21 protein-coding genes are annotated in these 22,868 nt (G+C 65.6%); 6 read left to right on the forward strand and 15 right to left on the reverse strand.

Going from position 1 to position 22,868, the window contains the following annotated elements; translation table 11 throughout:
• Nucleotide 1: 1 nt before the first annotated feature.
• Together DMX06_RS14315 and DMX06_RS14320 are read right to left on the reverse strand one after the other, a co-directional pair.
• The gene (locus DMX06_RS14315; protein WP_110738091.1) at nucleotides 2-943 is read right to left on the reverse strand and encodes a carbon-nitrogen hydrolase family protein; all 942 of its coding nucleotides are present in this window, start codon (nucleotides 941-943) and stop codon (nucleotides 2-4) included.
• A gap of 66 nt (nucleotides 944-1,009) precedes the next feature.
• Entirely contained in the window at nucleotides 1,010-1,273 is a 264-nt protein-coding gene (locus DMX06_RS14320) for a hypothetical protein (protein ID WP_110738092.1), read from the reverse strand.
• Between the two features lie 132 nt (nucleotides 1,274-1,405).
• Here DMX06_RS14320 and DMX06_RS14325 point away from each other — a divergent pair, with 132 nt between their 5' ends.
• Nucleotides 1,406-1,726 carry a DUF883 family protein gene (locus DMX06_RS14325; protein ID WP_031315252.1) on the forward strand — a complete coding sequence of 107 codons (321 nt, stop codon included), beginning with the start codon at nucleotides 1,406-1,408 and terminating at the stop codon, nucleotides 1,724-1,726.
• Nucleotide 1,727: 1 nt separating this feature from the next.
• On the opposite strand, the gene miaE is transcribed toward DMX06_RS14325, so the two are convergent.
• On the reverse strand, nucleotides 1,728-2,345 hold the full coding sequence (gene miaE, locus DMX06_RS14330; RefSeq protein WP_110738093.1) for a tRNA-(ms[2]io[6]A)-hydroxylase: 618 nt from the start codon (nucleotides 2,343-2,345) through the stop codon (nucleotides 1,728-1,730).
• A gap of 156 nt (nucleotides 2,346-2,501) precedes the next feature.
• Here miaE and DMX06_RS14335 point away from each other — a divergent pair, with 156 nt between their 5' ends.
• Complete coding sequence (locus DMX06_RS14335) at nucleotides 2,502-3,365, forward strand: universal stress protein (RefSeq protein WP_110738094.1); 864 nt, start codon at nucleotides 2,502-2,504, stop codon at nucleotides 3,363-3,365.
• 137 nt (nucleotides 3,366-3,502) lie between these two features.
• Complete coding sequence (locus tag DMX06_RS14340) at nucleotides 3,503-4,369, forward strand: LysR family transcriptional regulator (RefSeq protein WP_110738095.1); 867 nt, start codon at nucleotides 3,503-3,505, stop codon at nucleotides 4,367-4,369.
• Here the strand turns inward: DMX06_RS14340 and DMX06_RS14345 are convergent.
• The 5 genes from DMX06_RS14345 to DMX06_RS14365 all read right to left on the reverse strand — a co-directional run bounded on the left by DMX06_RS14345 (nucleotide 4,343) and on the right by DMX06_RS14365 (nucleotide 8,527).
• On the reverse strand, nucleotides 4,343-5,500 hold the full coding sequence (locus DMX06_RS14345; RefSeq protein ID WP_110738096.1) for an HPP family protein: 1,158 nt from the start codon (nucleotides 5,498-5,500) through the stop codon (nucleotides 4,343-4,345). The two genes, DMX06_RS14340 and DMX06_RS14345, sit on opposite strands and share 27 nt — an antisense overlap.
• 419 nt (nucleotides 5,501-5,919) lie before the next feature.
• Complete coding sequence (locus tag DMX06_RS14350) at nucleotides 5,920-7,239, reverse strand: sensor histidine kinase (protein WP_110738097.1); 1,320 nt, start codon at nucleotides 7,237-7,239, stop codon at nucleotides 5,920-5,922.
• The gene (locus tag DMX06_RS14355; RefSeq protein ID WP_110738098.1) at nucleotides 7,236-7,904 is read right to left on the reverse strand and encodes a response regulator transcription factor; all 669 of its coding nucleotides are present in this window, start codon (nucleotides 7,902-7,904) and stop codon (nucleotides 7,236-7,238) included. The genes DMX06_RS14350 and DMX06_RS14355 overlap by 4 nt, the downstream gene beginning before the upstream one ends.
• The gene (locus tag DMX06_RS14360; RefSeq protein ID WP_050705080.1) at nucleotides 7,905-8,219 is read right to left on the reverse strand and encodes a PepSY domain-containing protein; all 315 of its coding nucleotides are present in this window, start codon (nucleotides 8,217-8,219) and stop codon (nucleotides 7,905-7,907) included. It abuts the gene before it with no gap.
• Nucleotides 8,219-8,527, reverse strand: coding sequence for a PepSY domain-containing protein (locus DMX06_RS14365; RefSeq protein ID WP_110738099.1), 309 nt, complete (start codon nucleotides 8,525-8,527; stop codon nucleotides 8,219-8,221). The genes DMX06_RS14360 and DMX06_RS14365 overlap by 1 nt, the downstream gene beginning before the upstream one ends.
• Nucleotides 8,528-8,861: 334 nt before the next feature.
• On the opposite strand from DMX06_RS14365, the gene DMX06_RS14375 reads away from it, so the two are divergent.
• Together DMX06_RS14375 and queD are read left to right on the forward strand one after the other, a co-directional pair.
• The gene (locus DMX06_RS14375) at nucleotides 8,862-9,941 is read left to right on the forward strand and encodes a patatin-like phospholipase family protein (protein ID WP_110738101.1); all 1,080 of its coding nucleotides are present in this window, start codon (nucleotides 8,862-8,864) and stop codon (nucleotides 9,939-9,941) included.
• A gap of 53 nt (nucleotides 9,942-9,994) precedes the next feature.
• Nucleotides 9,995-10,351: a 6-carboxytetrahydropterin synthase QueD gene (gene queD / locus DMX06_RS14380; protein ID WP_011533154.1), complete on the forward strand. Its 357-nt coding sequence runs from the start codon at nucleotides 9,995-9,997 to the stop codon at nucleotides 10,349-10,351.
• A gap of 122 nt (nucleotides 10,352-10,473) precedes the next feature.
• Here queD and DMX06_RS14385 read toward each other — a convergent pair whose 3' ends face one another.
• Complete coding sequence (locus tag DMX06_RS14385; protein WP_110738102.1) at nucleotides 10,474-10,953, reverse strand: DUF1289 domain-containing protein; 480 nt, start codon at nucleotides 10,951-10,953, stop codon at nucleotides 10,474-10,476.
• Between the two features lie 408 nt (nucleotides 10,954-11,361).
• Here DMX06_RS14385 and acnB point away from each other — a divergent pair, with 408 nt between their 5' ends.
• Nucleotides 11,362-13,971 carry a bifunctional aconitate hydratase 2/2-methylisocitrate dehydratase gene (acnB, locus tag DMX06_RS14390; protein WP_110738103.1) on the forward strand — a complete coding sequence of 870 codons (2,610 nt, stop codon included), beginning with the start codon at nucleotides 11,362-11,364 and terminating at the stop codon, nucleotides 13,969-13,971.
• Between the two features lie 143 nt (nucleotides 13,972-14,114).
• On the opposite strand, the gene prpD is transcribed toward acnB, so the two are convergent.
• The 6 genes from prpD to DMX06_RS14425 form a co-directional block, all read right to left on the reverse strand.
• Nucleotides 14,115-15,599, reverse strand: a complete 1,485-nt coding sequence (gene prpD / locus DMX06_RS14395; RefSeq protein WP_110738104.1) for a 2-methylcitrate dehydratase — start codon at nucleotides 15,597-15,599, stop codon at nucleotides 14,115-14,117.
• A 117-nt stretch (nucleotides 15,600-15,716) separates the two neighbouring features.
• Nucleotides 15,717-16,907 carry a 2-methylaconitate cis-trans isomerase PrpF gene (gene prpF, locus DMX06_RS14400; RefSeq protein WP_110738105.1) on the reverse strand — a complete coding sequence of 397 codons (1,191 nt, stop codon included), beginning with the start codon at nucleotides 16,905-16,907 and terminating at the stop codon, nucleotides 15,717-15,719.
• A gap of 154 nt (nucleotides 16,908-17,061) precedes the next feature.
• A complete protein-coding gene (acnD, locus tag DMX06_RS14405; RefSeq protein ID WP_110738106.1) occupies nucleotides 17,062-19,650 on the reverse strand; it encodes a Fe/S-dependent 2-methylisocitrate dehydratase AcnD in 2,589 nt (862 codons plus the stop codon).
• A gap of 165 nt (nucleotides 19,651-19,815) precedes the next feature.
• Nucleotides 19,816-20,943, reverse strand: a complete 1,128-nt coding sequence (prpC, locus tag DMX06_RS14410) for a bifunctional 2-methylcitrate synthase/citrate synthase (protein WP_028692605.1) — start codon at nucleotides 20,941-20,943, stop codon at nucleotides 19,816-19,818.
• Between the two features lie 161 nt (nucleotides 20,944-21,104).
• Nucleotides 21,105-21,995, reverse strand: coding sequence for a methylisocitrate lyase (gene prpB, locus DMX06_RS14420; protein ID WP_011533147.1), 891 nt, complete (start codon nucleotides 21,993-21,995; stop codon nucleotides 21,105-21,107).
• Nucleotides 21,992-22,708 (reverse strand): GntR family transcriptional regulator, encoded by a 717-nt coding sequence (locus tag DMX06_RS14425; protein WP_028692607.1) that lies wholly within the window; start codon nucleotides 22,706-22,708, stop codon nucleotides 21,992-21,994. The genes prpB and DMX06_RS14425 overlap by 4 nt, the downstream gene beginning before the upstream one ends.
• Nucleotides 22,709-22,868: the final 160 nt, after the last annotated feature.

The following is a 22,868-nucleotide window of genomic DNA, read 5'->3' on the forward strand; positions in this document are numbered from 1 at the left end:
ATCATTCACCGCCAGTGGCTGGACCGACAAAGCGCACGCCGGGACGCGGACGCTCGTCCACGCTGAGCTCGAACACATCCGGCCGTGCATAGTGGCCGACCACATCGAAGTCGTAGCGCGCCCCCACCAGCTCGTCGGTGTCGACCTCGGCGCAGAGCAGCCCGCGCTCGCCCACCAGCGGCCCGGCCAGCACGTCACCGAGCGGGCCGACAATCATGCTGCCGCCATTGATCAACGGACGCTCGGCCGGCCAGTTGGCCACCTCCTGGCTCAGTGCCGCCGGTGAGTCCTGCACCTGGCAGGCACTGATGACAAAACAGCGCCCTTCGGCGGCGATATGGCGCATGCTGACCTGCCACAACTCGCGCTCATCCACCGTCGGCGCGCACCACAGCTGCACGCCCTTGGCATACATCGCGGTGCGCAGCAATGGCATGTAGTTCTCCCAACAGACCGCCGCGCCGATGCGCCCGGCACGGCCCTCCACCACCGGCAGCGTAGAGCCGTCGCCCTTGCCCCAGATCAGCCGTTCGGTGCCGGTGGGCATCAGCTTGCGGTGCTTGGCCACCAGGCCGCCCTCGGGCTCGAAGAACAGCACGGTGCAGTACAGGGTATTGCCGCTGCGCTCGATCACCCCGAGCACCAGGCTTGCTCCGGTGCGCGCCGACAGCCCTGCCAGCACCTCGGTCTCGGCACCCGGCACATCGATGGCGTTGGCGAAATAGCGGGCGAAGGCTTCGCGCCCTTCAGGCAGGCGATAGCCGAGCTGGGTGCCGAACCCCTCGCCTTTCGGATAGCCGCCGAGCAATGCCTCGGGCATCACCACCAGGCTGGCGCCGGCCTCGCGGATGGCCTGCTCGTAGTCGAGGATCTGTGCCAGGGTCGCGGCCTTGCCCTCGGGCAACGAACCGATCTGCAGGGCGGCAACAATGGATCTGGGCATCGCGCAAACTCCAGTCAGAAGAAAGCCGGAAGGTTCGCGCCACCGTACCGCAATGCTTCGCCTGAGTCAGCGATTGGCGCTGGCAGCCGCCATCATCTTGTTCACTTCACTGCGTACCAGCTGGTTGAATTCCGCTGGCGAAATACCTTCGAGCTCCGCACGCACCCACTCGGCCCACTTGCCCTTGCGTCGCGGTTTCTCCGCGATCAGCCGTGCGGCCTCACCCTTGGCCTTGCCCAGGTTGTTCTGCCAGTACTCGAACAAACGGGCCTTCTCTGCCTCGATCTGCGCCCGTTCCTGGAAGCTCATGTTGGCCAGATTGAAACTCATGGGGGTATTACCTGCCGCTGGAAAATGGGCGCTATCTTACACTGTAGCGACGCGCCATCGGTACGCCGCTGCAACTTTCCCGGCGCCGTGGCATCCACTGTTCAACGCCCAACCCTTCACGAGGATGTGTACATGGCCAGGAAAACCGCCGCGCAAGGCAATAACGACCAGATCAAGGATCAGGTGTTCAGCGAGCTGCAGGCATTGATCGAGGAGTCCGAGAAACTGCTCAGCGACAGCGCGTCGCTGGTGGGTGAGGAAGCCGAAGGCATGCGCGCGCAACTGGGGCTGAAGCTGCGCCAGGCGCGCGACGCCACCAGCCGGCTGGGCCAGAAGGCACAGCCGGTGGTGGAGGCGACACAGGAGTACATTGGCGGCCACCCCTGGCAGACGGTGGCGATTTCCGCAGGCTTCGGCCTGGTGGTCGGCTTGTTGCTCGGGCGCCGCCAGTAGCTCAGGCGGCTTGCGCCAGCGGAATTCCACTGTGGAAGCGCAGTTCCTGGTCGGGTGAAGTAATCAGCCCGGCCTCGGCCTCGCGCACCTGCTCCACCATCTGGGCGATATCCGCTTCGTCACCATACTGGTGGGCCAGCTTCAGGTAGCCCTGGTAATGCCGTGCCTCGCTCTTGAGCAGGCCGTGGTAGAAGGTGCCGAGTTCTTCGTCCAGGTGCGGCACCAGGGCGGCGAAGCGCTCGCAGCTGCGGGCCTCGATGAAGGCGCCCACCACCAGGGTATCCACCAGCTTGACCGGCTCATGGGCCCGCACCAGCCGCCGCAGGCCCGAGGCATAACGCCCGGCCGAGACAGGGCGCAGCGGCACGCCACGGCGTTTCATCAGGCGCAGCACCTGCTCATGGTGCACCAGCTCCTCGCGGGCCAGGCGCGACATCATGTTGATCAGGTCAAGGTGGGTATTGTACTTGGCGATCAGGCTCAAGGCGGTACTGGCGGCCTTGAACTCACAGTTCTTGTGATCGATCAGCAGTGTCTCCTGGTCGGCCAGCGCCGCCTCGATCCAGGCATCAGGGGTACGGCAACCGAGGAAGGCGTCGATTTCGGGAATCAGGGACATGGCACTCACAATCACACAGGACATCGGCAGGACCGGCGATTATACCGGCGACTGCGTCGAGCACCAGTGACTATGCTTGATACATATCAAGCGGCGGCGGCAGCGGCGCCGTCTATAGTCAGGCATTGGCCGCCATCCTGAAGGGAGTTCACGCCCATGCAAGCCGTACGCAGCATCCTTGTCGTCCTCGACCCCGAGCACGCCCACAGCCGTGCCTTGACCCGGGCCAAGCTGATCGCCGGGGTGACCGGCGCGCGCCTGCACCTGCTGATGTGCGACAAGAAGCAGGATCATGACGCACTGCTCAGCCTGCTCAGCAGCCAATTGCATGACGACGGTTACGACAGTGTCACCCACGAGCAGCACTGGAAGGACAACCTGCACAAGTCGATCATCCATGTGCAGCAGGCCGAAGGCTGCGAACTGGTGATCAAGGAGCACCGTCCGGACAATCCCCTGCGCAAGGCCTTGCTCACCCCCAGCGACTGGAAACTGCTGCGCGAATGCCCGTGCGCGGTGCTGATGGTCAAGAGCGAGCGGCCATGGACAGGTGGCAAGATCCTGGCGGCCGTGGATGTCGGCAACCAGGATGAAGCTCATCGCCTGCTGCATGCCAGCATCATCGACCATGGCTATGACATTGCCAGCCTGGCCAAAGGGGAACTGCATGTGATCAGTGCCCACCCCTCGCCCATGCTGTCGGCGGCGGACCCGGTGTACCAACTGACGGAGACCATCGAAAAGCGCTATCGCGAGGCGTGCAGGGCGTTCCAGGCAGAGTACGGTATCAGCGATGAACGCTTGCATGTCGCTGAAGGGCCAGCCGATGTGCTCATTCCCTATACCGAAAAGCAGTGCGATGCGGTCGTGACGATCATCGGCACCGTGGCCCGAACCGGGATTTCAGGGGCACTGATCGGCAATACCGCAGAGGTCGTGCTGGACTCGCTGGAAAGCGATGTGCTGGTGCTCAAGAGCGAAGAAGCAAAGATGCATCTGGCCGAGCTGGCGCGGGGCTGAAGAAGTCGCCGCACGGCCTCGCGGGCATCCCCGTGCGGTGGCCAATGCCTGGCATGCGCAGTCATCCAGGCATTGGCCGCCCCATATCGGTGCAAAGCCACTAGAATGGGCGGCCTCTCCAGCCACAGAACATTCCCATGGACATCGATCAGGCCCGAACCTTCCTGGAAATCGTCCGCTGCGGCAGCCTGGTCGCCGCCGCCGAACGCCTGTTCGTGTCGCAGACCGCAATCAGCGCCCGGGTCCAGCGCCTGGAGCAGCAACTGGGCTGCCAGCTGTTCGTGCGCAGCCGCAATGGCGCCAGCCTCACCAGCGACGGCGAGGCGTTCGTCACCTATGCCAACCAGCTGGTGCAGACCTGGGAAGCGGCGCGCCGCGACCTGCCACTGCCCCAGGGCTGCCAGCAGGTGCTGCACGTGGGCGCCGAGGTGAGCCTGGGCAACCCCATGCTGCTAGATTGGGTCAGCGCCCTGCACCGGGAGTTGCCCAGCCACGCCATCCGCAGCGAGGTCAGCGACGGCGAGTCGCTGCTGCGCAAGGTGCAGATGGGCCTGCTCGACGCCGCGCTGGTCTACCAGCCGACCTATGGCCCGGGCCTGCAGGTCGAGCAACTGATGGAAGAGAAGCTGATTCGCGTGCGCCGGGCCGATTCGCCCGATCCCTATGTCTACATCGACTGGGGCGAGGCTTTCCGTCGCCAGCACGATGCCGCCCTGCCCGAGCTGTCACGCCCCGCCCTGAGCTTCAACCTCGGGCCGCTGGCCCTGCAGTTCATCCTCGACCGTGGCGGCAGCGGCTATTTCCGCACGCGAGTGGTGCAGGCCTACCTGCAGAGCGGCGTGTTCGAGCGTGTGCCCCAGGCGCCGGAATTCACCTACCCGACCTTCCTGGTGCATGCCCGCGAACGCGACAGCGAGGCGTTGCAGCAGGCCTTCAGCGTGTTGCGCCGGCTGGTGGCCGCTGGCGAAAGCGACTGGTCACAGCGCTGGGACCCGGTGATCTGAGCCCGGCGCGGCGGCGCTGAGCAGGTGTCGCTTGAGACCGGCGATCAGGTCGGTCTGGGTAATCACCCCCACCAGGCGCTCGCCATCAAGCACCGGCAGGCAGTGCAAGCCTTGCTCGCTGAGCAACGGCAACAAGCGCTCCAGCGGCTGCTCGCCATCGACACTGACCACCCGGCGACTCATCACCTGGTCCAGGCGCACGGTATGGCGACGGAACAGGCCGCGCCAGCTGAAACGCCCACGGGCCATGGCCGGGCCGACCAGGTCGCTGAGGCTGACGATACCCACCAGGCGGCCATCGTCCAGGACCGGCAAGGTTTTCAGGTGGTGCTCGGCGAGCATCCGCCAGGCCTGCTCCAGGGTGGTGGCCGGGGTGGCGGCCTGCACGTCGCGGGACATCACCGAGCTGGCGGTGATGCCGCCCAGGCTGCGGTGCAGGGCGTGCTGCTCGGTGGCCAGGATGATCCGCTCCAACTCGTCACGGGTGACATCGACGAACTCGCCGATCTCCTCCAGGGCCTGGTCCAGGTCCCCGGAGCTGATGCCGACCCGCTCACCCGGCAGCGGGTCGTGCGTGTGGTGCAGGTCGCGGCGCGGCGTCGCACCCTTGGGGTAGCGCACGCCGGTCAGGCGGTTGTAGAGCACGGCCACGCCGACCAGGATCAGTGCATTGAGCAATACCGGCTCGAGCAGGTGGTCACCCATGGCCACCAGCCCCGGGTCGGCCAACACCGCGCTGGCCGCCACGCCGCCACCGGGCGGGTGCAGGCAGCGCAGCAGGCACATTGCCAGGATGGCGATGCCCAACGCCGCCGCCGCGACCCACAAGCCATCGCCAAAGGCGTGGCGCATAGCCAGGCCTACGACAGCCGCCAGCGCATAGCTGCCCAGCACGGGCCAGGGTTGGGCCAACGGACCGGAGTGCACGGCGAACACCAGCACCGCCGAGGCTGCGAGCGGGCCCAGCAGATGCAGGGCGATCGATGGCCCATAGGCCAGGCTGCACAGGTAGCCGGCGAGAAACAGGCCGAGCAGCGCGCCAAGACCTGCACGCAACCATTCTCGGGGAGGGATGTTCAACGGCGCCGGGAGCAGGCGCTGCAAGCGGGATTCGGGACGCGAGGCAGGCATCGAGGTGACTTGATCGTGTTCTTCTGATTGTAAAAAGAAAGCCCAGCGCGACCGGCCTGGGCCCTGTGTTGCGCAATGCAATGGCGCAAGGGGGCTCCGTCCATGGAGAGATGGAAACCGCAGGGTTTCGTGGGGAGGGATTGTGCCGGGTGTGGGCTATGACGGGCCAATTCAAAAAACTGCGGCTGTACTGCAATTTTTTTGCACGGTTGATCCGCTCCTCCTCAGGGCATGCACCATCCCTGCGGGAGCGGCCTTGCCGAGGCGTCGGACCGGTCGGAAAGGGGCGCGTAGCGGCCTCAGGATCTCTACATCAAGCAAAATCGCCGGGGCTGCTGCGCAGCCCTTTCGCGACGCAAGGCCGCTCCCACAGGGAATCGCATATGCCGATGTAAAGGATGTCTGCGGCCGTACGCCGATCAACGTCCTTTGCGCGGCAGTTCGATACTGACCCGCAGCCCACCCTGCGGGCTTTCCAGCAGCGCGATCTGCCCGCCCCAGGCCTCGACGATGTCGCGTACGATGCCCAGCCCCAGGCCATGGCCATCGACCTGCTCATCCAGCCGCGAGCCACGTTCGAGCACCTGCAGGCGCTGCGCCTCGGGAATCCCCGGGCCATCATCGTCTACCCACAGCCGATAACCCTCGGCGGTCGGCGCGATGCCCAGGCGCACCTCGCTGTCGGCCCATTTGCAGGCGTTGTCCAGCAGGTTGCCGAGCAGTTCCAGCAGGTCTTCGCGGTCCCAGGGCAGCAAAAGCCCGGGCGCTACATCGCGTTCAAGCAGCAAGCCTTCGCCATGGATCATGCCCAGCGTCGCCAGCAGCCCCGGCAACTCGGCGTCGCAGTCGAACTGCGCGCCCGGCAGCGCGTCGCCGGCCAGGCGCGCGCGGTTGAGCTCGCGGGCCAGGCGCTGCTGGATCTGCTCCAGCTGCTCGCGCATCTGCGCACGCACCTCGGGCAGCGCCTGCAGGCGCTCGCTGGCGGCCAGGCTGAGCAGCACTGCCAGCGGCGTCTTCAAGGCATGACCGAGGTTGCCCAGCGCAGTGCGCGAACGGCGCAGACTGTCCTCGGTATGAACCAGCAGGTGGTTGATCTGATCCACCAAGGGCTGCAGCTCGCTGGGCACCTCGGCATCCAGCTGCGAACGCTGGCCCTGCTGCAGCTGGGCGATCTGCCGGCGCGCCCGTTCCAGCGGGCGCAGCGAGCGGGTCACGGTGATGCGCTGCAACACCAGCACCAGCAGCAGCGCCACCAGGCCCAGGCCCAGGCCGATCTGCTGCATGCGCCGGAAACCCTCGCGCACCGGCGAATAGTCCTGGGCCACGCTGATCGAGATGTCCTGCCCCAGGCGTCGGTAATCGCCGCGATAGGCCAGCAGTTGCTGGCCCTCGGGGCCCAGTTCGTGGCCATCATCCAGCCCGGGCTTGCCGGGCTTGGGCATGTCCAGGTCCCACAGCGAACGCGAGCGCCAGGTACCCTGGTCGAAATCGATGCGGAAGTAGTAGCCTGAGAAGGGCTGCTGGTAGGCCGCCGACAGCCGCCGCTCGTCCAACTGCAAGCCGGACGGACCACGCACCAGCGCCACCAGCAGGTTCTCGCTTTCCTTGCGCAAGCCGGCTTCCAGGTAGCGTTGCAGGCCGGCCTCGAACAGCCACAGGGTCAACTGCGCCAGGGCCAACCCCACCACCACCAGCACCGCCACCAGGCCCAGGCTCAGGCGCGCCTGGATCGACTTCACGCGGTGCTCCCGGCGTATACGTAGCCCTGGCCGCGACGGGTCTCGATCACGCTGCGGCCGAGCTTGCGCCGCAGGTGGTTGACGTGCACTTCCAGCACGTTGGAGTCGCGCTCGGTTTCGCCGTCATACAGGTGCTCGGCCAGATGGCTCTTGGACAGCACCTGCCCCGGGTGCAGCATGAAGTAGCGCAGCAGGCGGAACTCGGCGGCGGTGAGCTGGACATCGACACCCTCGCGGCTCACGCACTGGCGCGATTCGTCCAGGTGCAGGCCGGCTGCTTCCAGCTTCGGCTGGTTGGCCAGCCCCTTGGCCCGGCGCAGCAGGGCCTGGATGCGCAGTTGCAGTTCCTCGGGGTGGAAGGGTTTGCTCAGGTAGTCGTCGGCGCCGGCCTTGAGCCCTTCGATCCGCTCGGCCCAGGAACCTCGGGCAGTAAGAATCAGCACTGGGGTCGCCAGGCTCGCCGCGCGCCATTGCGTCAGAACCTCCAGGCCCGGCAGACCGGGCAGGCCGAGATCGAGGATGATCAGGTCGTAGGGTTCGCTCTGGCCCTGGTACACCGCGTCGCGGCCATCGGCCAGCCAGTCCACGGCGTAGCCCTGGCGTTGCAGGGCGGCGGTCAGTTCGTCGGCCAAGGGGACATTGTCCTCGACAAGCAGCAGGCGCATTCAGTCGTCTTCCTCGTCTTTGAGCAACTCGCCGGTGCGGGCGTCGAGCTTGATCTCGCGCACCACGCCGGCCGGGGTCAGCAGTTCGACCTCGTACTCGTAGCGCTCGTGCTTCTCTTCCAGCTCCGCTTCCAGCAGCCGCGCCCCGGGGTAACGCCCCAGGGCGGACTCGAGCAGTTGCTCCAGCGGCAGGATGATGCCCTTTTGCCGAAGCGCCAGGGCTTCATCCTGATCCAGGTCGCGCGCGGCGGCCAGCGAACACACGACCATCAGGGCCAAGGCCAGGTAGCGTGCCGTTCGCGGTAGTGCAGGCATCAGTTGTCTCGCTCGTCCTTCAGGACTTCACCGGTCTTGGCGTCCAGGTCCACGTCCCATTCGACGTTCTGGGCATCGCGCAGGTCGACCTTGTAGATGTAGCGGCCATACTCGTTCTCGAGTTCCGAGTCGGTCACGGTGGCGCCGGGGTGCTTGGCGACGGCGGCGGCCTTGAGCTCCTCCAGCGACTTGATGGTCTTGGCGTTCACCAGCTTGACCACTTCGTCGGGCTGCACGTCCTTGGCGAAGGCGGCGTTGGCACCGAAAGCGAGGGCAGCGGCGGTGAACAGGGCAGTCAACGTTTTCATGAGGTTCTCTCCAGCGAGATATGTAATTTGTCTACGGGGTTAAGATTAACCACCGGTCCTTAACTCAACCTGAAAACAGCTGGCCGCATGATAGCGCAGCTCATATGAGCCCGTACGCAGTCCCTTGTAGGAGCGGCCTTGCCGAGGCGTCGGACCGGTCGGAAAGGGCTGCGCAGCGGCCCCAGGATTTCAGCGTTGATGCAAAGATCGCTGGGGCTGCTTTGCAGCCCATTCGCGACACAAGGCCGCTCCTACAGGGGACGTGTATGTCCGGCACCTCGGCAAGGCCGGCAAAACCTCTATACTGCCCGCCTGCCCCACCCGAGACCCCGCCATGAGCGCCATCCACATCAAGTACCCCGCCCTGACCTTCAAGGCCGGCCAGCGTGCCCTGCGGCAGATCCGCGAACGCGGCCTGCGGGCCGAAGATGTCGGTGTGCTACCAGGCGCCGCCGGTGGCCCCAAACCGCTGGGGATCCAGGGCCTGGACCTGGCGTTGTTCGGTGAGTGGCTGCCCACCGCGCCGCGCCAGCGCGCGCTGATCGGCGCCTCGATCGGCGCCTGGCGCTTCGCCAGCGCCTGCCTTGACGACCCGGTCGCCGGCATCCGCCGCCTGGGCGAGCTGTACACCGAGCAGGATTTCGCCAAGGGCGTGACGCCGAAAGCGATCAGCCAGAGCTGCCAGCGCATGCTCGACGACCTGTTGCAGGGCCGCGACGGGCAGGTCCTCGCCAACCCGCACTACCGCCTGAACATCCTGGTGGTGAAAAGCCATGGCCAGCTCGCCCACGACCACCGCGGCCGCCTGGGCATGGGCCTGTCCTCGGTGATCGCCAGCAACCTGCTGGGGCGCGCGCGCCTGGGCCGACACTTCGAGCGGGTGATCCTGCATGACGGGCGCGCCGCGCCGCCACTGGAGCCACTGACCGACTTCCCGTCGCGCTGCCTGCCGCTGGACCTGGCCAACCTGCGCCACGCCCTGCTCGCCTCGGGCTCGATCCCCATGGTCATGGAAGGCGTGCGCGACATCCCCGGCGCCGGGACCGGCACCTACCGCGACGGCGGCCTGCTCGACTACCACCTGGACCTGCCCTACCAGGGCGACGACCTGGTGCTTTACCCGCACTTCACCGACAAGGTGGTGCCCGGCTGGTTCGACAAGGCCTTGCCCTGGCGCAAGGGCGACGCCACGCGCCTGCACAACGTGCTGCTGATGACCCCGTCGCCGCAGTACCTGGCCGCCCTGCCCTACGGCAAGCTGCCGGACCGCAACGATTTCAAGCGTTTCATGGGCGATGCGCCGGGTCGCAGGCGCTACTGGTACCAGGCCATCGCCGAAAGCCGGCGCCTGGGCGATGAATTGCTGGAGCTGATCGCCACCGGGCGGTTGCAGGATCGGTTGCAAGCCTTGTAGCGGGCATGCTGGTAGACTGCGCGCATCGTTGATTCACACAGAGTTATGCCAGCGTGGAAATTTTCAAAGAGTTCACATTCGAATCGGCCCACCGCCTGCCCAACGTCCCTGCCGGGCACAAGTGCGGCCGCCTGCATGGCCACTCGTTCAAGGTCGCCCTGCACCTGACCGGTCCGCTCGATCCGCACACCGGCTGGATCCGTGACTTCTCCGAGATCAAGGCGATCTTCAAGCCGATCTACGAGCAACTGGACCACAACTACCTGAACGACATTCCAGGCCTGGAAAACCCTACCAGCGAAGTGATCGCCAAGTGGATCTGGGAGCAGGTCAAGCCGCTGCTGCCGGAGTTGTCGAAGGTGCGGATCCATGAGACCTGCACCAGCGGGTGCGAGTACACCGGGGACTGATCTGCACCGGCCTCTTCGCGGGTGAACCCGCTCCCACAGGTACGCCACAGCTTTTGAAATCTGTGCCGATCCTGTGGGAGCGGGCTTGCCCGCGAAGAGGCCAGCACGATCACCCCAGGGCTTCAGCCCTGCCCGCGATCCAGGGCATCTCGCAAAAAGCTCGGCGCGATATAGCGCTGGTAATGCGCCTCCGACAGCAGGAAGAACTCCCGGTCGATGGCATCACGCAGTTGCGGCAGGTCCCAATCGCGGAACTCCGGCAACAGCGCCATCCCGTACGCCTCCAGATCGCGGATCATCCGCGCCCCGCGGGCGATCAACTGATACGCCCAGCAATACTCCGACTGCTGCGCCACGAAGCGGATCGAGCGCTGCTCCAGCTGCTGGCGCAGCAGCTCTTTGTCGAACACTTCCAGCTTGGCCATCATCACCTGCACCAGCAGTTGCTCCAGGCGCAGCCACACGGCGCGCTTCTGCTCGTCGTCATAGCCGTTCCAGTGGATCACTTCGTGGTGAAAGCGCTTGCAGCCACGGCACACCAGGTCGCCGTAGACCGTGGAGCACAGGCCGACGCAAGGGGTCTTGATGGATTGGTTGGACATGTAGAAACAACAGCTTGGCGGTGGAACACCGGTTCATGTTAGCCCTTTGTCTAACCAGGGTCACCCGTTAAAGTCATCTACGCCGCCTTACTTTCGGCTTATTTTTGCCGTAGAATCACTCCGCCTTTTCAAGGCAACAATGTCCGTTGGAAGCTGTTTTCAAAGCGTCACGAGCACAGTTCATCCGGTAGAACGGCGTTGGCCCTGTCCATGCAAGCGCGCATGGCCATGGCCAACCCCTCATCAGCCTTCCGTTCTACAGGCGTAAAACTTTGAAAGCAGCTTCTGTAAGGATTCTCTGCGACCCTGGCTTGCCGGCCCAAAAAGCCGTCTTGAGCGCATGGGTGCATGGAATGCTGGATGAGCGTCCCGGACTCCCTTTAGGGACCACTGATGAGGGTAATAACTGTGCTTGAAGCCTACCGCAAACACATCGAAGAGCGTGCCGCTCTGGGTATCGTGCCCCAGCCGCTGAACGCCGAACAAACTGCAGGCCTGGTCGAGCTGCTGAAAAACCCGCCGGCCGGCGAAGAAGCCTTCCTCGTAGACCTGATCACCAACCGCGTTCCGCCAGGAGTCGACGAAGCCGCCTACGTCAAGGCCGCTTTCCTCTCCGCTATCGCCAAGGGTGAAGCCAAGTCCCCGCTGATCGACCGCAAGCACGCCACCGAGCTGCTCGGCACCATGCAGGGCGGCTACAACATCGAGACGCTGGTCGCGCTGCTGGACGACGCCGAACTGGGCGCCGTCGCGGCCGAACAGCTCAAGCACACCCTGCTGATGTTCGATGCCTTCCACGATGTGGCCGAAAAAGCCAAGGCTGGCAACGCCCACGCCAAGGCCGTGCTGGAATCCTGGGCTGCCGGCGAGTGGTTCACCAGCCGTCCGGCGATCGCCGACAAGTACACCCTGACCGTGTTCAAGGTGCCTGGCGAAACCAACACCGACGACCTGTCCCCTGCTCCGGATGCCTGGTCGCGCCCTGACATCCCGCTGCACGCCCTGGCCATGCTGAAGATGGCCCGCGACGGCATCGAGCCTTCGCAGCCAGGTTCGGTCGGCCCGCTGGCCCAGATCGAAGCCGTTAAAGCCAAAGGCTTCCCGGTTGCCTACGTCGGTGACGTGGTCGGTACCGGTTCCTCGCGTAAATCCGCCACCAACTCGGTGCTGTGGTTCTTCGGCGACGACATCCCGTTTGTTCCGAACAAGCGCGCCGGTGGTTTCTGCTTCGGCACCAAGATCGCCCCGATCTTCTACAACACCATGGAAGACGCCGGCGCCCTGCCGATCGAATTCGACTGCACCAACCTGGCCATGGGCGACGTCATCGACGTCTACCCGTTCAAGGGCGAAGTGCGCCGTCACGGCAGCGACGAACTGGTCACCAGCTTCGAACTGAAGACCGAAGTACTGCTGGATGAAGTCCGCGCCGGTGGCCGTATCCCGCTGATCGTCGGCCGTGGCCTGACCGAGAAAGCCCGTGCCGAACTCGGCCTGGGTGCTTCGGACCTGTTCAAGAAACCCGAGCAGCCAGCCGCTTCGACCAAGGGCTTCACCCTGGCACAGAAGATGGTCGGTCGCGCCTGCGGCCTGCCGGAAGGCCAGGGCGTGCGTCCAGGCGCCTACTGCGAGCCGAAGATGACCACCGTCGGCTCCCAGGACACCACTGGCCCGATGACCCGCGACGAGCTGAAAGACCTGGCGTGCCTGGGCTTCTCCGCCGACCTGGTGATGCAGTCGTTCTGCCACACCGCGGCCTATCCGAAGCCGATCGACGTCACCACCCACCACACCCTGCCAGACTTCATCCGCACCCGTGGCGGCGTGTCGCTGCGTCCAGGCGACGGCATCATCCACAGCTGGCTGAACCGCATGCTGATGCCTGACACCGTCGGCACCGGTGGCGACTCGCACACCCGCTTCCCGATCGGCATCTCGTTCCCGGCCGGCTCCGGCCTTGTGGCCTTCGCCGCCGCCACCGGCGTCATGCCGCTGGACATGCCGGAGTCGATCCTGGTCCGCTTCAAGGGCAAGCTGCAGCCTGGCATCACCCTGCGTGACCTGGTCCATGCCATCCCTTACTACGCGATCCAGAAAGGCCTGCTGACCGTCGAGAAGAAAGGCAAGAAAAACGCCTTCTCCGGCCGCATCCTGGAGATCGAAGGCCTGAACGACCTGACCGTCGAGCAAGCCTTCGAGCTGTCCGACGCCTCGGCCGAACGTTCCGCCGCCGGCTGCACCATCAAGCTGCCGGAAAAGGCCATCGCCGAGTACCTGCAGTCCAACATCACCCTGCTGCGCTGGATGATCGGCGAAGGCTACGGCGATGCCCGCACCCTGGAGCGCCGCGCCCAGGCCATGGAAGCCTGGCTGGCCAAGCCTGAGCTGCTGTCGGCCGACGCCGATGCCGAATACGCCGAGATCATCGAGATCGACCTGGCCGACGTCAAGGAGCCTGTGCTCTGCGCGCCGAACGACCCGGACGATGCCCGCCTGCTGTCCTCGGTACAGGGCGAGAAGATCGACGAAGTGTTCATCGGTTCGTGCATGACCAACATCGGTCACTTCCGCGCCGCCGGCAAGCTGCTGGACAAGGTCAAGGGCGGTATCCCGACCCGTCTGTGGCTGGCCCCTCCAACCAAGATGGACGCCCACCAGCTGACCGAGGAAGGCTACTACGGCATCTACGGCAAGGCTGGCGCGCGCATGGAAATGCCAGGTTGCTCGCTGTGCATGGGTAACCAGGCACGTGTGCAGACCGGTTCGACCGTGGTATCCACCTCGACCCGTAACTTCCCGAACCGTCTGGGCGACGCCACCAACGTGTACCTGGCCTCGGCCGAGCTGGCTGCGGTCGCTTCGATCATCGGCAAGCTGCCGACCGTCGAGGAGTACATGCAGTACGCGAAAGACATCGACAGCATGGCTGCCGACGTCTACCGCTACCTGAGCTTCGACCAGATCGCTGAGTTCCGCGAAGCGGCGGCCAACGCCAAGATCCCGGTGGTTCAGGCGTAAGCTGAGCAGTACGTTGTAAGCGAAAGCCCCGGTAGCGATACCGGGGCTTTTTTGTTGGTTTTGTGGCCCTGTCGCGGGGCAAGCCCGCTCCCACGCCAGGATGAGCTCCCCCACGTGGGAGCGGGCTTGACCCGCGATTGTCGTCAGATCACGAACAGGTCAACGAACCTGTGCACCGGCATGGACTCCAGCGCCTGCTGATCCTTGCACACGTCCAGGATCGCCTCACAGCGCTGCCGCGCGAACCGCGTCGCCAGGTTTTCCCTGAACTTGGCCTCGAGCAACGGCATCCCCTCCTCCCGCCGGCGCCGATGCCCGATCGGGTACTCCACCACCACCTGCGGGGTGTGCGAACCGTCCTTGAAGAACACCTGCACGCCATTGGCGATAGAGCGCTTGTCGGCCTCCAGGTACTCGCGGCTGAAACGCGGCTCCTCGACGATCACCATCTTCTCGCGCAGTCGGTCGATGCTCGGGTGCGCGGCGTGGAAGGCATCCTCGTAGTGCTCGGCCACCAGGTCGCCGAAGATCAGCGGCACGGCGGTCATGTACTGCAGGCAGTGGTCGCGGTCCGCAGCGTTGGCCAGCGGCCCCTCCTTGGAAATGATACGAATCGCCGACTCATGGGTGGTGATGACGATCCGGTCGATCTCGTGCAGCCGGTTGCGCACCTGCGGGTGCAGGGTCACCGCGGCTTCGCAGGCGGTCTGGGCGTGGAACTCGGCAGGGAAGCTGATCTTGAACAGCACGTTCTCCATCACGTAGCTGCCCAGCGGCTGCGGCAGGCGCAGTTCACGCAGCGGCTCGGGCTTGAGCGCCAGGTCCTTGTTGGCATGGCTGAACGACACATCGTAGAAGCCCCACTGCCTGGCGGTCAGCGCACCGGGCACGCCCATCTCGCCACGCAGGGCGATATCGGCCAGGCGCACGCCGCGGCTGGAAGCATCCCCCGCCGCCCATGACTTGCGCGAGCCGGCATTGGGCGCGTGGCGGTAGGTGCGCAGGGCCTGGCCATCGACGAAGGCGTGGGACAGCGCCGACAGCAGTTGCTCGCGATTGGCGCCCATGAGCCTGGCGCAGACCGCCGTGGAGGCGACCTTGACCAGCAGCACATGGTCCAGGCCGACCCGGTTGAACGAGTTCTCCAGCGCCAGCACGCCCTGGATCTCGTGGGCCATGACCATGGCATCGAGCACCTCGCGCATGACCAGGGGCGCCTCGCCGTTGGCCACGCGCTTTTGCGACAGGTGATCGGTGACCGCCAGGATGCCGCCGAGGTTGTCCGAGGGGTGGCCCCACTCCGCCGCCAGCCAGGTGTCGTTGTAGTCCAGCCAGCGGACGATGCAGCCGATGTCCCAGGCGGCCTTGACCGGGTCGAGACGGTAGCTGGTGCCGGGCACGCGGGCGCCATGGGGAACGATGGTGCCCTCGACCAGCGGGCCGAGATGCTTGGTGCATTCGGGGAAGCGCAGGGCCAGCAGGCCGCAGCCCAGGGTGTCCATCAGGCAATGGCGGGCGGTGTTCAGGGCTTCGGGGGAATCGACGCGGTAGCCGAGCACGTAGTCGGCGAGGGTCTGCAGGACCTGGTCGTAGTCGGGGCGGGTGTTGAGGTCTACGTTTGCGCTCATTCGTGGCTCCTTGAAAAAGGGCTGCTTTGCAGCCCATCGCGGGGCAAGTCGCATCGGCGGTGCGCCGATGCGACTTGCCCCGCGATGGGCCAGATAAGCCGAGCGCTGATGGTGCGCTTAGAAGCTATCACCGGGCACGCGCACCCAGCCCTCCATCAGCACCCGAGCGCTTCGGCTCATGATTGCCTTGGTCACGGTCCAATGGCCGTCCACCTGACGCGCCTCGGCACCGACCCGCAGCGTTCCGGACGGATGGCCGAAACGCACGGCACTTCGTTCGCCGCCACCGGCGGCGAGGTTGACCAGCGTCCCCGGGATCGCCGCGGCGGTGCCGATGGCGACCGCCGCGGTGCCCATCATCGCGTGGTGCAGCTTGCCCATCGACAGCGCACGCACCAGCAGGTCGACGTCCTCGGCGGCGACAACCTTGCCACTGGAGGAGGTATAGCTTGTCGGCGACGCGACGAACGCCACCTTCGGCGTGTGCTGGCGTCCGGCGGCCTGGTTGACGTGCTCGATCAGCCCCATGCGCACCGCGCCATGGGCACGGATGCTCTCGAAACGCTGCAACGCGGCGATATCGCCATTGATGGCGTCCTGCAGCTCGGTACCGGTATAGCCGATATCGGCGGCATTGACGAAGATGGTCGGGATGCCGGCGTTGATCAGGGTCGCCTTGAAGGTGCCGACGCCCGGCACCTCGAGGTCGTCGACCAGGTTGCCGGTGGGGAACATCGCCCCGCCTTCGCCGTCCTCGTCAGCGGCCGGTTCGAGGAATTCCAGCTGCACCTCGGCGGCCGGGAAGGTCACGCCGTCGAGCTCGAAATCGCCGGTTTCCTGCACCTCGCCGTCGGTGATCGGCACATGGGCGATGATGGTCTTGCCGATGTTGGCCTGCCAGATCCGCACAGTGGCGATGCCATTGCGCGGAATGCGGCTGGCATCGACCAGCCCGCCACTGATGGCGAACGAGCCGACCGCGGCGGACAGGTTGCCGCAATTGCCGCTCCAGTCGACGAAGGCCTTGTCGATGGACACCTGGCCAAACAGGTAGTCGACATCATGGTCGGCCTTGATGCTTTTCGACAGGATCACCGTCTTGCTGGTGCTGGAGGTGGCGCCGCCCATGCCGTCGATCTGCTTGCCGTACGGGTCGGGGCTGCCGATCACCCGCAGCAGCAGGGCGTCACGGGCCGGGCCTGGGACCTGGGCCTGCTCGGGCAGGTCCTGGAGGCGGAAGAACACGCCTTTGCTGGTGCCGCCGCGAATATAGGTGGCGGGGATTTTTACTTGAGGTACATGGGCCATTGCAGTTTTTCCTGATCTTTTCGTTTCGGCGAAAATCCCTGGGGCTGCTTTGCAGCCCTTTCGCGACACAAGGCCGCTCCTACAGGAGGTCGCGGTCGCCTGTAGGAGCGGCCTTGTGTCGCGAAAGGGCCGCATAGCGGCCCCCGTTTCATGCTCAGGCCGTGCCTTCCAGGAAGTCCTGGGCAAAGCGCTGCAACACCCCACCCGCCTCGTAGATCGACACCTCTTCGGCGGTATCCAGGCGGCAGGTCACCGGCACCTCGACGCGCTCGCCGTTGCGCCGCGTCACCACCAGGGTCAGCGTCGCCCGTGGCGTGCGCTCGCCGAGCACATCGTAGGTCTCGCTGCCATCCAGGCCCAGGGTCTTGCGGTCGGTGCCCGGCTTGAACTCCAGCGGCAGCACGCCCATGCCCACCAGGTTGGTGCGGTGGATACGCTCGAAGCCTTCGGCGACGATGGCCTCGACACCGGCCAGGCGCACGCCCTTGGCTGCCCAGTCACGGGACGAGCCCTGGCCGTAGTCGGCACCGGCAACGATGATCAGCGGCTGCTTGCGCTCCATGTAGGTCTCGATGGCCTCCCACATGCGGGTCACCTTGCCTTCCGGCTCAAGGCGCGCCAGCGAACCCTGCTTCACGCTGCCGTCGTCCTTGCGCACCATTTCGTTGAACAGCTTGGGGTTGGCGAAAGTGGCGCGCTGGGCGGTCAGGTGGTCACCGCGGTGGGTGGCATAGGAGTTGAAGTCCTCCTCTGGCAGGCCCATCTTCGCCAGGTACTCACCCGCGGCGCTGTCGAGCATGATGGCATTGGACGGCGACAGGTGATCGGTGGTGATGTTGTCCGGCAGCACCGCCAGCGGGCGCATGCCACGCAGGGTGCGTTCGCCGGCCAGGGCGCCTTCCCAATACGGCGGACGGCGGATGTAGGTGCTCATCGGCCGCCAGTCGTACAGCGGCGCGACCTTCGGCCCCTTGTCTTCCTCGATGGTGAACATCGGGATGTACACCTGGCGGAACTGCTCGGGCTTGACCGAGGCGCGCACCACGGCGTCGATCTCTTCATCGCTCGGCCAGATGTCCTTCAGGCGAATCTCCTTGCCGTCGACCACGCCCAGCACATCCTTCTCGATATCGAAGCGAATGGTGCCGGCGATCGCGTAGGCCACTACCAGCGGTGGCGAAGCGAGGAAGGCCTGCTTGGCGTACGGGTGGATGCGCCCGTCGAAGTTGCGGTTGCCCGAAAGCACGGCGGTGGCGTACAGGTCGCGGTCGATGATCTCCTGCTGGATCACCGGGTCCAGCGCGCCGGACATGCCGTTGCAGGTGGTGCAGGCGAAGGCGACGATACCAAAGCCCAGTTGCTCCAGTTCCTGCTCCAGCCCTGCTTCCTTGAGGTACAGCTGCACGGCCTTGGAGCCCGGCGCCAGCGACGACTTGACCCACGGCTTGCGGACCAGGCCGAGCTTGTTGGCGTTACGCGCCAGCAGGCCGGCGGCGATCACGTTGCGCGGGTTGCTGGTGTTGGTGCAACTGGTGATGGCGGCGATGATCACCGCGCCATCGGGCATCTGCCCCGGCACTTCTTGCCACTGGCCGGCGATGCCCTTGGCCGCCAGGTCGCTGGTGGCCACGCGGGCGTGCGGGTTGGACGGGCCGGCCATGTTGCGCACCACGCTCGACAGGTCGAAGCTCAGGGTGCGCTCGTACTCGGCCTTGGCCAGGCTGTCGGCCCACAGGCCGGTGGCCTTGGCGTAGGTCTCCACCAGTTGCACCTGCTGGTCGTCGCGGCCAGTGAGCTTGAGGTAGTCGATGGTCTGCTGGTCGATGGCGAACATCGCCGCGGTGGCGCCGTATTCCGGGGCCATGTTGGAGATGGTGGCGCGGTCGCCCAGGGTCAGCGCGCTGGCGCCGGCACCGTGGAACTCCAGGTAGGCGCCGACCACTTTCTGCTTGCGCAGGAACTCGGTGAGCGCCAGCACCAGGTCGGTGGCGGTGATGTTCGGCGCCAGGCGACCGGTCAGCTCGACACCGACGATCTCCGGCAGGCGCATCCACGAGGCGCGGCCGAGCATCACGTTCTCCGCCTCCAGGCCGCCGACGCCGATGGCGATCACGCCCAGGGCATCCACGTGCGGGGTGTGGCTGTCGGTGCCGACGCAGGTGTCCGGGTAGGCCACGCCGCGATCGTTGTGGATCACCGGCGACATCTTCTCCAGGTTGATCTGGTGCATGATGCCGTTGCCCGGCTGGATCACGTCGACGTTCTTGAACGCCTGCTTGGTCCAGTTGATGAAGTGGAAACGGTCTTCGTTGCGGCGGTCCTCGATGGCGCGGTTCTTCTCGAACGCCTGCGGGTCGAAGCCGCCGCACTCCACGGCCAGCGAGTGGTCGACGATCAGCTGCACCGGCACCACCGGGTTGACCTGGGCCGGATCGCCGCCCTTGTCGGCGATGGCGTCGCGCAGGCCGGCCAGGTCGACCAGGGCGGTCTGGCCGAGGATGTCGTGGCAGACCACGCGGGCGGGGAACCAGGGGAAGTCGAGGTCGCGCTTGCGCTCGATCAGCTGTTCCAGCGAGGCGTTGAGGGTGGCCGGATCACAGCGGCGCACCAGGTTCTCGGCCAGCACGCGGGAGGTGTACGGCAGGCCGTCGTAGGCGCCGGGCTTGATCGCCTCGACCGCGGCACGGGCGTCGAAGTAGTCCAGGGCGGTGCCTGGCAGGTTCTTGCGGAATGCGGTGTTCATATCGTTATCGGGCTCGGTCACGGTAATCGTTATGCAGGTCTGGCCATTGGGGCCGCTGCGCGCCCCTTTCGCGACACAAGGCCGCTCCCACAAGTGCAACCCAGTTCCTGTGGGAGCGGCCTTGTGTCGCGAAAGGGCTGCGCAGCAGCCCCGGCAGTCGACAATTCAACGCTGCTCGATCGGCACGAACTGGCGCTGCTCGACGCCGACATACTCGGCGCTCGGGCGGATGATGCGGTTGTTGGCGCGCTGTTCGAACACGTGCGCGGCCCAGCCGGTCAGGCGCGAGCAGACGAAGATCGGGGTGAACAGCTTGGTCGGGATGCCCATGAAGTGGTACGCCGAGGCATGGTAGAAGTCGGCGTTGGGGAACAGGCGCTTCTGCTCCCACATGGTCTTGTCGATGGCCTCGGAAACCGGGTACAGGACCTTGTCACCCACTTCGTCGGCGAGTTGCTTGGCCCAGCCCTTGATCACCTCGTTGCGCGGATCGGACTCTTTATAGATGGCGTGGCCGAAGCCCATGATCTTGTCCTTGCGCTCGAGCATGCGCAGCAGCTCGGCAGTGGCTTCCTGCGGAGTCTGGAAGCGTTCGATCAGCTCCATCGCCGCTTCGTTGGCGCCGCCGTGCAGCGGGCCGCGCAGCGAGCCGATGGCCGCGGTCACGCAGGAGTACAGGTCGGACAGGGTCGAGGCGCAGACCCGGGCGGTGAAGGTCGAGGCGTTGAACTCGTGCTCGGCGTAGAGGATCAGCGAGACGTTCATCACCTTGACGTGCAGCGCGCTCGGCTTCTTGCCGTGCAGCAGGTGCAGGAAGTGGCCACCGAGGGTGTCCTCGTCGCTGGTGCAGTCGATGCGCACGCCGTGGTGGGTGAAGCGGTACCAGTAGCACATCACCGCCGGGAACAGCGCCAGCAGGCGGTCGGTCTTCTCGCGCTGGGCGTCGAAGGTCAGTTCCGGCTCCAGGGTGCCGAGCACCGAGCAGCCGGTGCGCATCACGTCCATCGGGTGGGCGTCACGCGGGATGCGCTCGAGCACTTCCTTCAGTGCTTGCGGCAGGTCGCGCAGGCCCTTGAGCTTGCGCTTGTAGTCGGCAAGCTCGGCCTTGCTCGGCAGCTCGCCGTACAGCAGCAGGTAGGCTACTTCCTCGAACTCGGCGCCGGCGGCCAGGTCGCGCACGTCATAGCCGCGGTAGGTCAGGCCGGCCCCGGCCTGGCCGACGGTCGACAGCGCGGTCTGGCCGGCCACCTGGCCACGCAGGCCCGCGCCACTGAGTACTTTTGCTTCGGCCATGGTGTTTCTCCTTTCTTGAATTTGTTATCGAAGTCTTTTCTGGCTAATCGGTTTGCCTGTGCCGGCCTCTTCGCGGGTAAACCCGCTCCCACAGGTTTGGCGCAATCTCTGAAACCTGTGGGAGCGGGTTTACCCGCGAAGAGGCCGGCACAGCTATTCATTTACCCTTTTTTCTGCGCGAACAACGCATCGAGGCTCTGCTCGAAGGCGTGGTAGCCGATGGCATCGTAGAGCTCCATGCGGGTCTGCATGGTGTCGATCACGTTCTTCTGGGTGCCGTCGCGGCGCAGCGCGGTGTAGACGTTCTCGGCCGCCTTGTTCATGGCGCGGAAGGCCGACAGCGGGTACAGCACCAGCGACACGTCGACCGAGGCCAATTCCTCGGTGGTATATAGCGGCGTGGCACCGAACTCGGTGATGTTGGCCAGGATCGGCGCCTTCACCCGGTCGGCGAAGGTCTTGTACATCGAAAGCTCGGTAATGGCTTCCGGGAAGATCATGTCGGCGCCGGCCTCGACACAGGCGGCAGCGCGGTCCAGGGCGGCGTTCAGGCCCTCGACGGCCAGGGCGTCGGTGCGCGCCATGATCACGAAGCTGTCATCGCTGCGGGCATCGACGGCGGCCTTGATGCGGTCGACCATCTCCTGCTGCGAGACGATCTCCTTGTTCGGCCGGTGGCCGCAACGCTTGGCGCCGACCTGGTCCTCGATGTGGATGGCCGCGGCGCCGAACTTGCTCATCGACTTGACGGTGCGGGCAACGTTGAAGGCCGAGGCGCCAAAGCCGGTGTCGACATCCACCAGCAGCGGCAGGTCGCAGACGTCGGTGATGCGCCGCACGTCGGTGAGCACGTCGTCCAGACCGCTGATGCCCAGGTCCGGCAGGCCCAGGGAGCCGGCGGCGACACCGCCGCCGGACAGGTAGATGGCCTTGAAGCCGGCGCGCTTGGCCAGCAGGGCGTGGTTGGCGTTGATGGTCCCGACCACCTGCAGCGGATGTTCGGCGGCGACCGCGTCACGGAAACGCTGGCCGGGCGTGCTCTTCACTGTCATGACTCACCTCGTGGGCTATTGTTGTCGGCACCTTGGTAGTGGCGCTCGATATTGCGTTTGGATGCGCCGATGTGGCGACGCATCAGGAGTTCTGCCAGTTCGCCGTCGCGGGCTTCGATGGCATCGAGAATGCGGTGGTGCTCGGCGAAGGCCTGGCGCGGACGGTTGGGCGTGCTGGAGAACTGGATGCGGTACATGCGCACCAGCTGGTACAGCTCGCCGCAGAGCATCTTGTACAGGGTCTGGTTGCCGCTGCCCTGGATGATCCGGTAGTGGAAGTCGTAGTCGCCTTCCTGCTGGTAGTAGCCCTGCCCGGCCTGGAACGCGGCGTCGCGCTCGTGGGTGTCGAGCACGTGGCGCAGCTCGTCGATGGCCGCCTGGCTCATGCGCTCGGCGGCCAGTCGGCAGGCCATGCCTTCAAGGGATTCGCGGATTTCATACAGTTCGATCAGCTCGGCATGACTGAGCGACACCACCCGGGCGCCTACATGGGGCACGCGCACCAGCAGGCGCTGGCCCTCCAGGCGGTGGATCGCCTCGCGCAGCGGGCCGCGGCTGATGCCGTAGGTGCGCGCCAGCTCCGGCTCGGAGATCTTGCTGCCAGGGGCGATCTCGCCCTTGACGATGGCGGCCTGGATGCGCCGGAAGACGTGCTCCGAAAGGGTCTCGGTCTCGTCCTGGGGCAGCGTGGTAGCCGGGGCTGTGTCCAGCATGATTGTCGACACCTTCAAAATCAGTGACGCCAAAACTAGCCAAGTAGAGCAATGGAGTCAAAGACAAAAAGAATATTGTCGACAATCGTCTAATAACGAACTTACCCCGTACTGATGCGGTCAGATCGCGGGCGCGCTGGCGTCAACACACCGGCGTGAT

Origin of the sequence: Pseudomonas mosselii (genome assembly GCF_003205295.1) — a bacterium.
Classification (GTDB): Bacteria; Pseudomonadota; Gammaproteobacteria; order Pseudomonadales; family Pseudomonadaceae; genus Aquipseudomonas; species Aquipseudomonas mosselii_B.

Excerpts from the sequence above, each read along its gene's own strand:
- DMX06_RS14315 (WP_110738091.1), bottom strand. The coding sequence starts at position 943 with ATGCCCAGATCCATTGTTGCCGCCCTGCAGATCGGTTCGTTGCCCGAG.
- DMX06_RS14320 (WP_110738092.1), bottom strand. The coding sequence starts at position 1,273 with ATGAGTTTCAATCTGGCCAACATGAGCTTCCAGGAACGGGCGCAGATC.
- DMX06_RS14325 (WP_031315252.1), top strand. The coding sequence starts at position 1,406 with ATGGCCAGGAAAACCGCCGCGCAAGGCAATAACGACCAGATCAAGGAT.
- miaE (WP_110738093.1), bottom strand. The coding sequence starts at position 2,345 with ATGTCCCTGATTCCCGAAATCGACGCCTTCCTCGGTTGCCGTACCCCT.
- DMX06_RS14335 (WP_110738094.1), top strand. The coding sequence starts at position 2,502 with ATGCAAGCCGTACGCAGCATCCTTGTCGTCCTCGACCCCGAGCACGCC.
- DMX06_RS14340 (WP_110738095.1), top strand. The coding sequence starts at position 3,503 with ATGGACATCGATCAGGCCCGAACCTTCCTGGAAATCGTCCGCTGCGGC.
- DMX06_RS14345 (WP_110738096.1), bottom strand. The coding sequence starts at position 5,500 with ATGCCTGCCTCGCGTCCCGAATCCCGCTTGCAGCGCCTGCTCCCGGCG.
- DMX06_RS14355 (WP_110738098.1), bottom strand. The coding sequence starts at position 7,904 with ATGCGCCTGCTGCTTGTCGAGGACAATGTCCCCTTGGCCGACGAACTG.
- DMX06_RS14360 (WP_050705080.1), bottom strand. The coding sequence starts at position 8,219 with ATGCCTGCACTACCGCGAACGGCACGCTACCTGGCCTTGGCCCTGATG.
- DMX06_RS14365 (WP_110738099.1), bottom strand. The coding sequence starts at position 8,527 with ATGAAAACGTTGACTGCCCTGTTCACCGCCGCTGCCCTCGCTTTCGGT.
- DMX06_RS14375 (WP_110738101.1), top strand. The coding sequence starts at position 8,862 with ATGAGCGCCATCCACATCAAGTACCCCGCCCTGACCTTCAAGGCCGGC.
- DMX06_RS14385 (WP_110738102.1), bottom strand. The coding sequence starts at position 10,953 with ATGTCCAACCAATCCATCAAGACCCCTTGCGTCGGCCTGTGCTCCACG.
- prpD (WP_110738104.1), bottom strand. The coding sequence starts at position 15,599 with ATGAGCGCAAACGTAGACCTCAACACCCGCCCCGACTACGACCAGGTC.
- prpF (WP_110738105.1), bottom strand. The coding sequence starts at position 16,907 with ATGGCCCATGTACCTCAAGTAAAAATCCCCGCCACCTATATTCGCGGC.
- acnD (WP_110738106.1), bottom strand. The coding sequence starts at position 19,650 with ATGAACACCGCATTCCGCAAGAACCTGCCAGGCACCGCCCTGGACTAC.
- prpC (WP_028692605.1), bottom strand. The coding sequence starts at position 20,943 with ATGGCCGAAGCAAAAGTACTCAGTGGCGCGGGCCTGCGTGGCCAGGTG.
- prpB (WP_011533147.1), bottom strand. The coding sequence starts at position 21,995 with ATGACAGTGAAGAGCACGCCCGGCCAGCGTTTCCGTGACGCGGTCGCC.
- DMX06_RS14425 (WP_028692607.1), bottom strand. The coding sequence starts at position 22,708 with ATGCTGGACACAGCCCCGGCTACCACGCTGCCCCAGGACGAGACCGAG.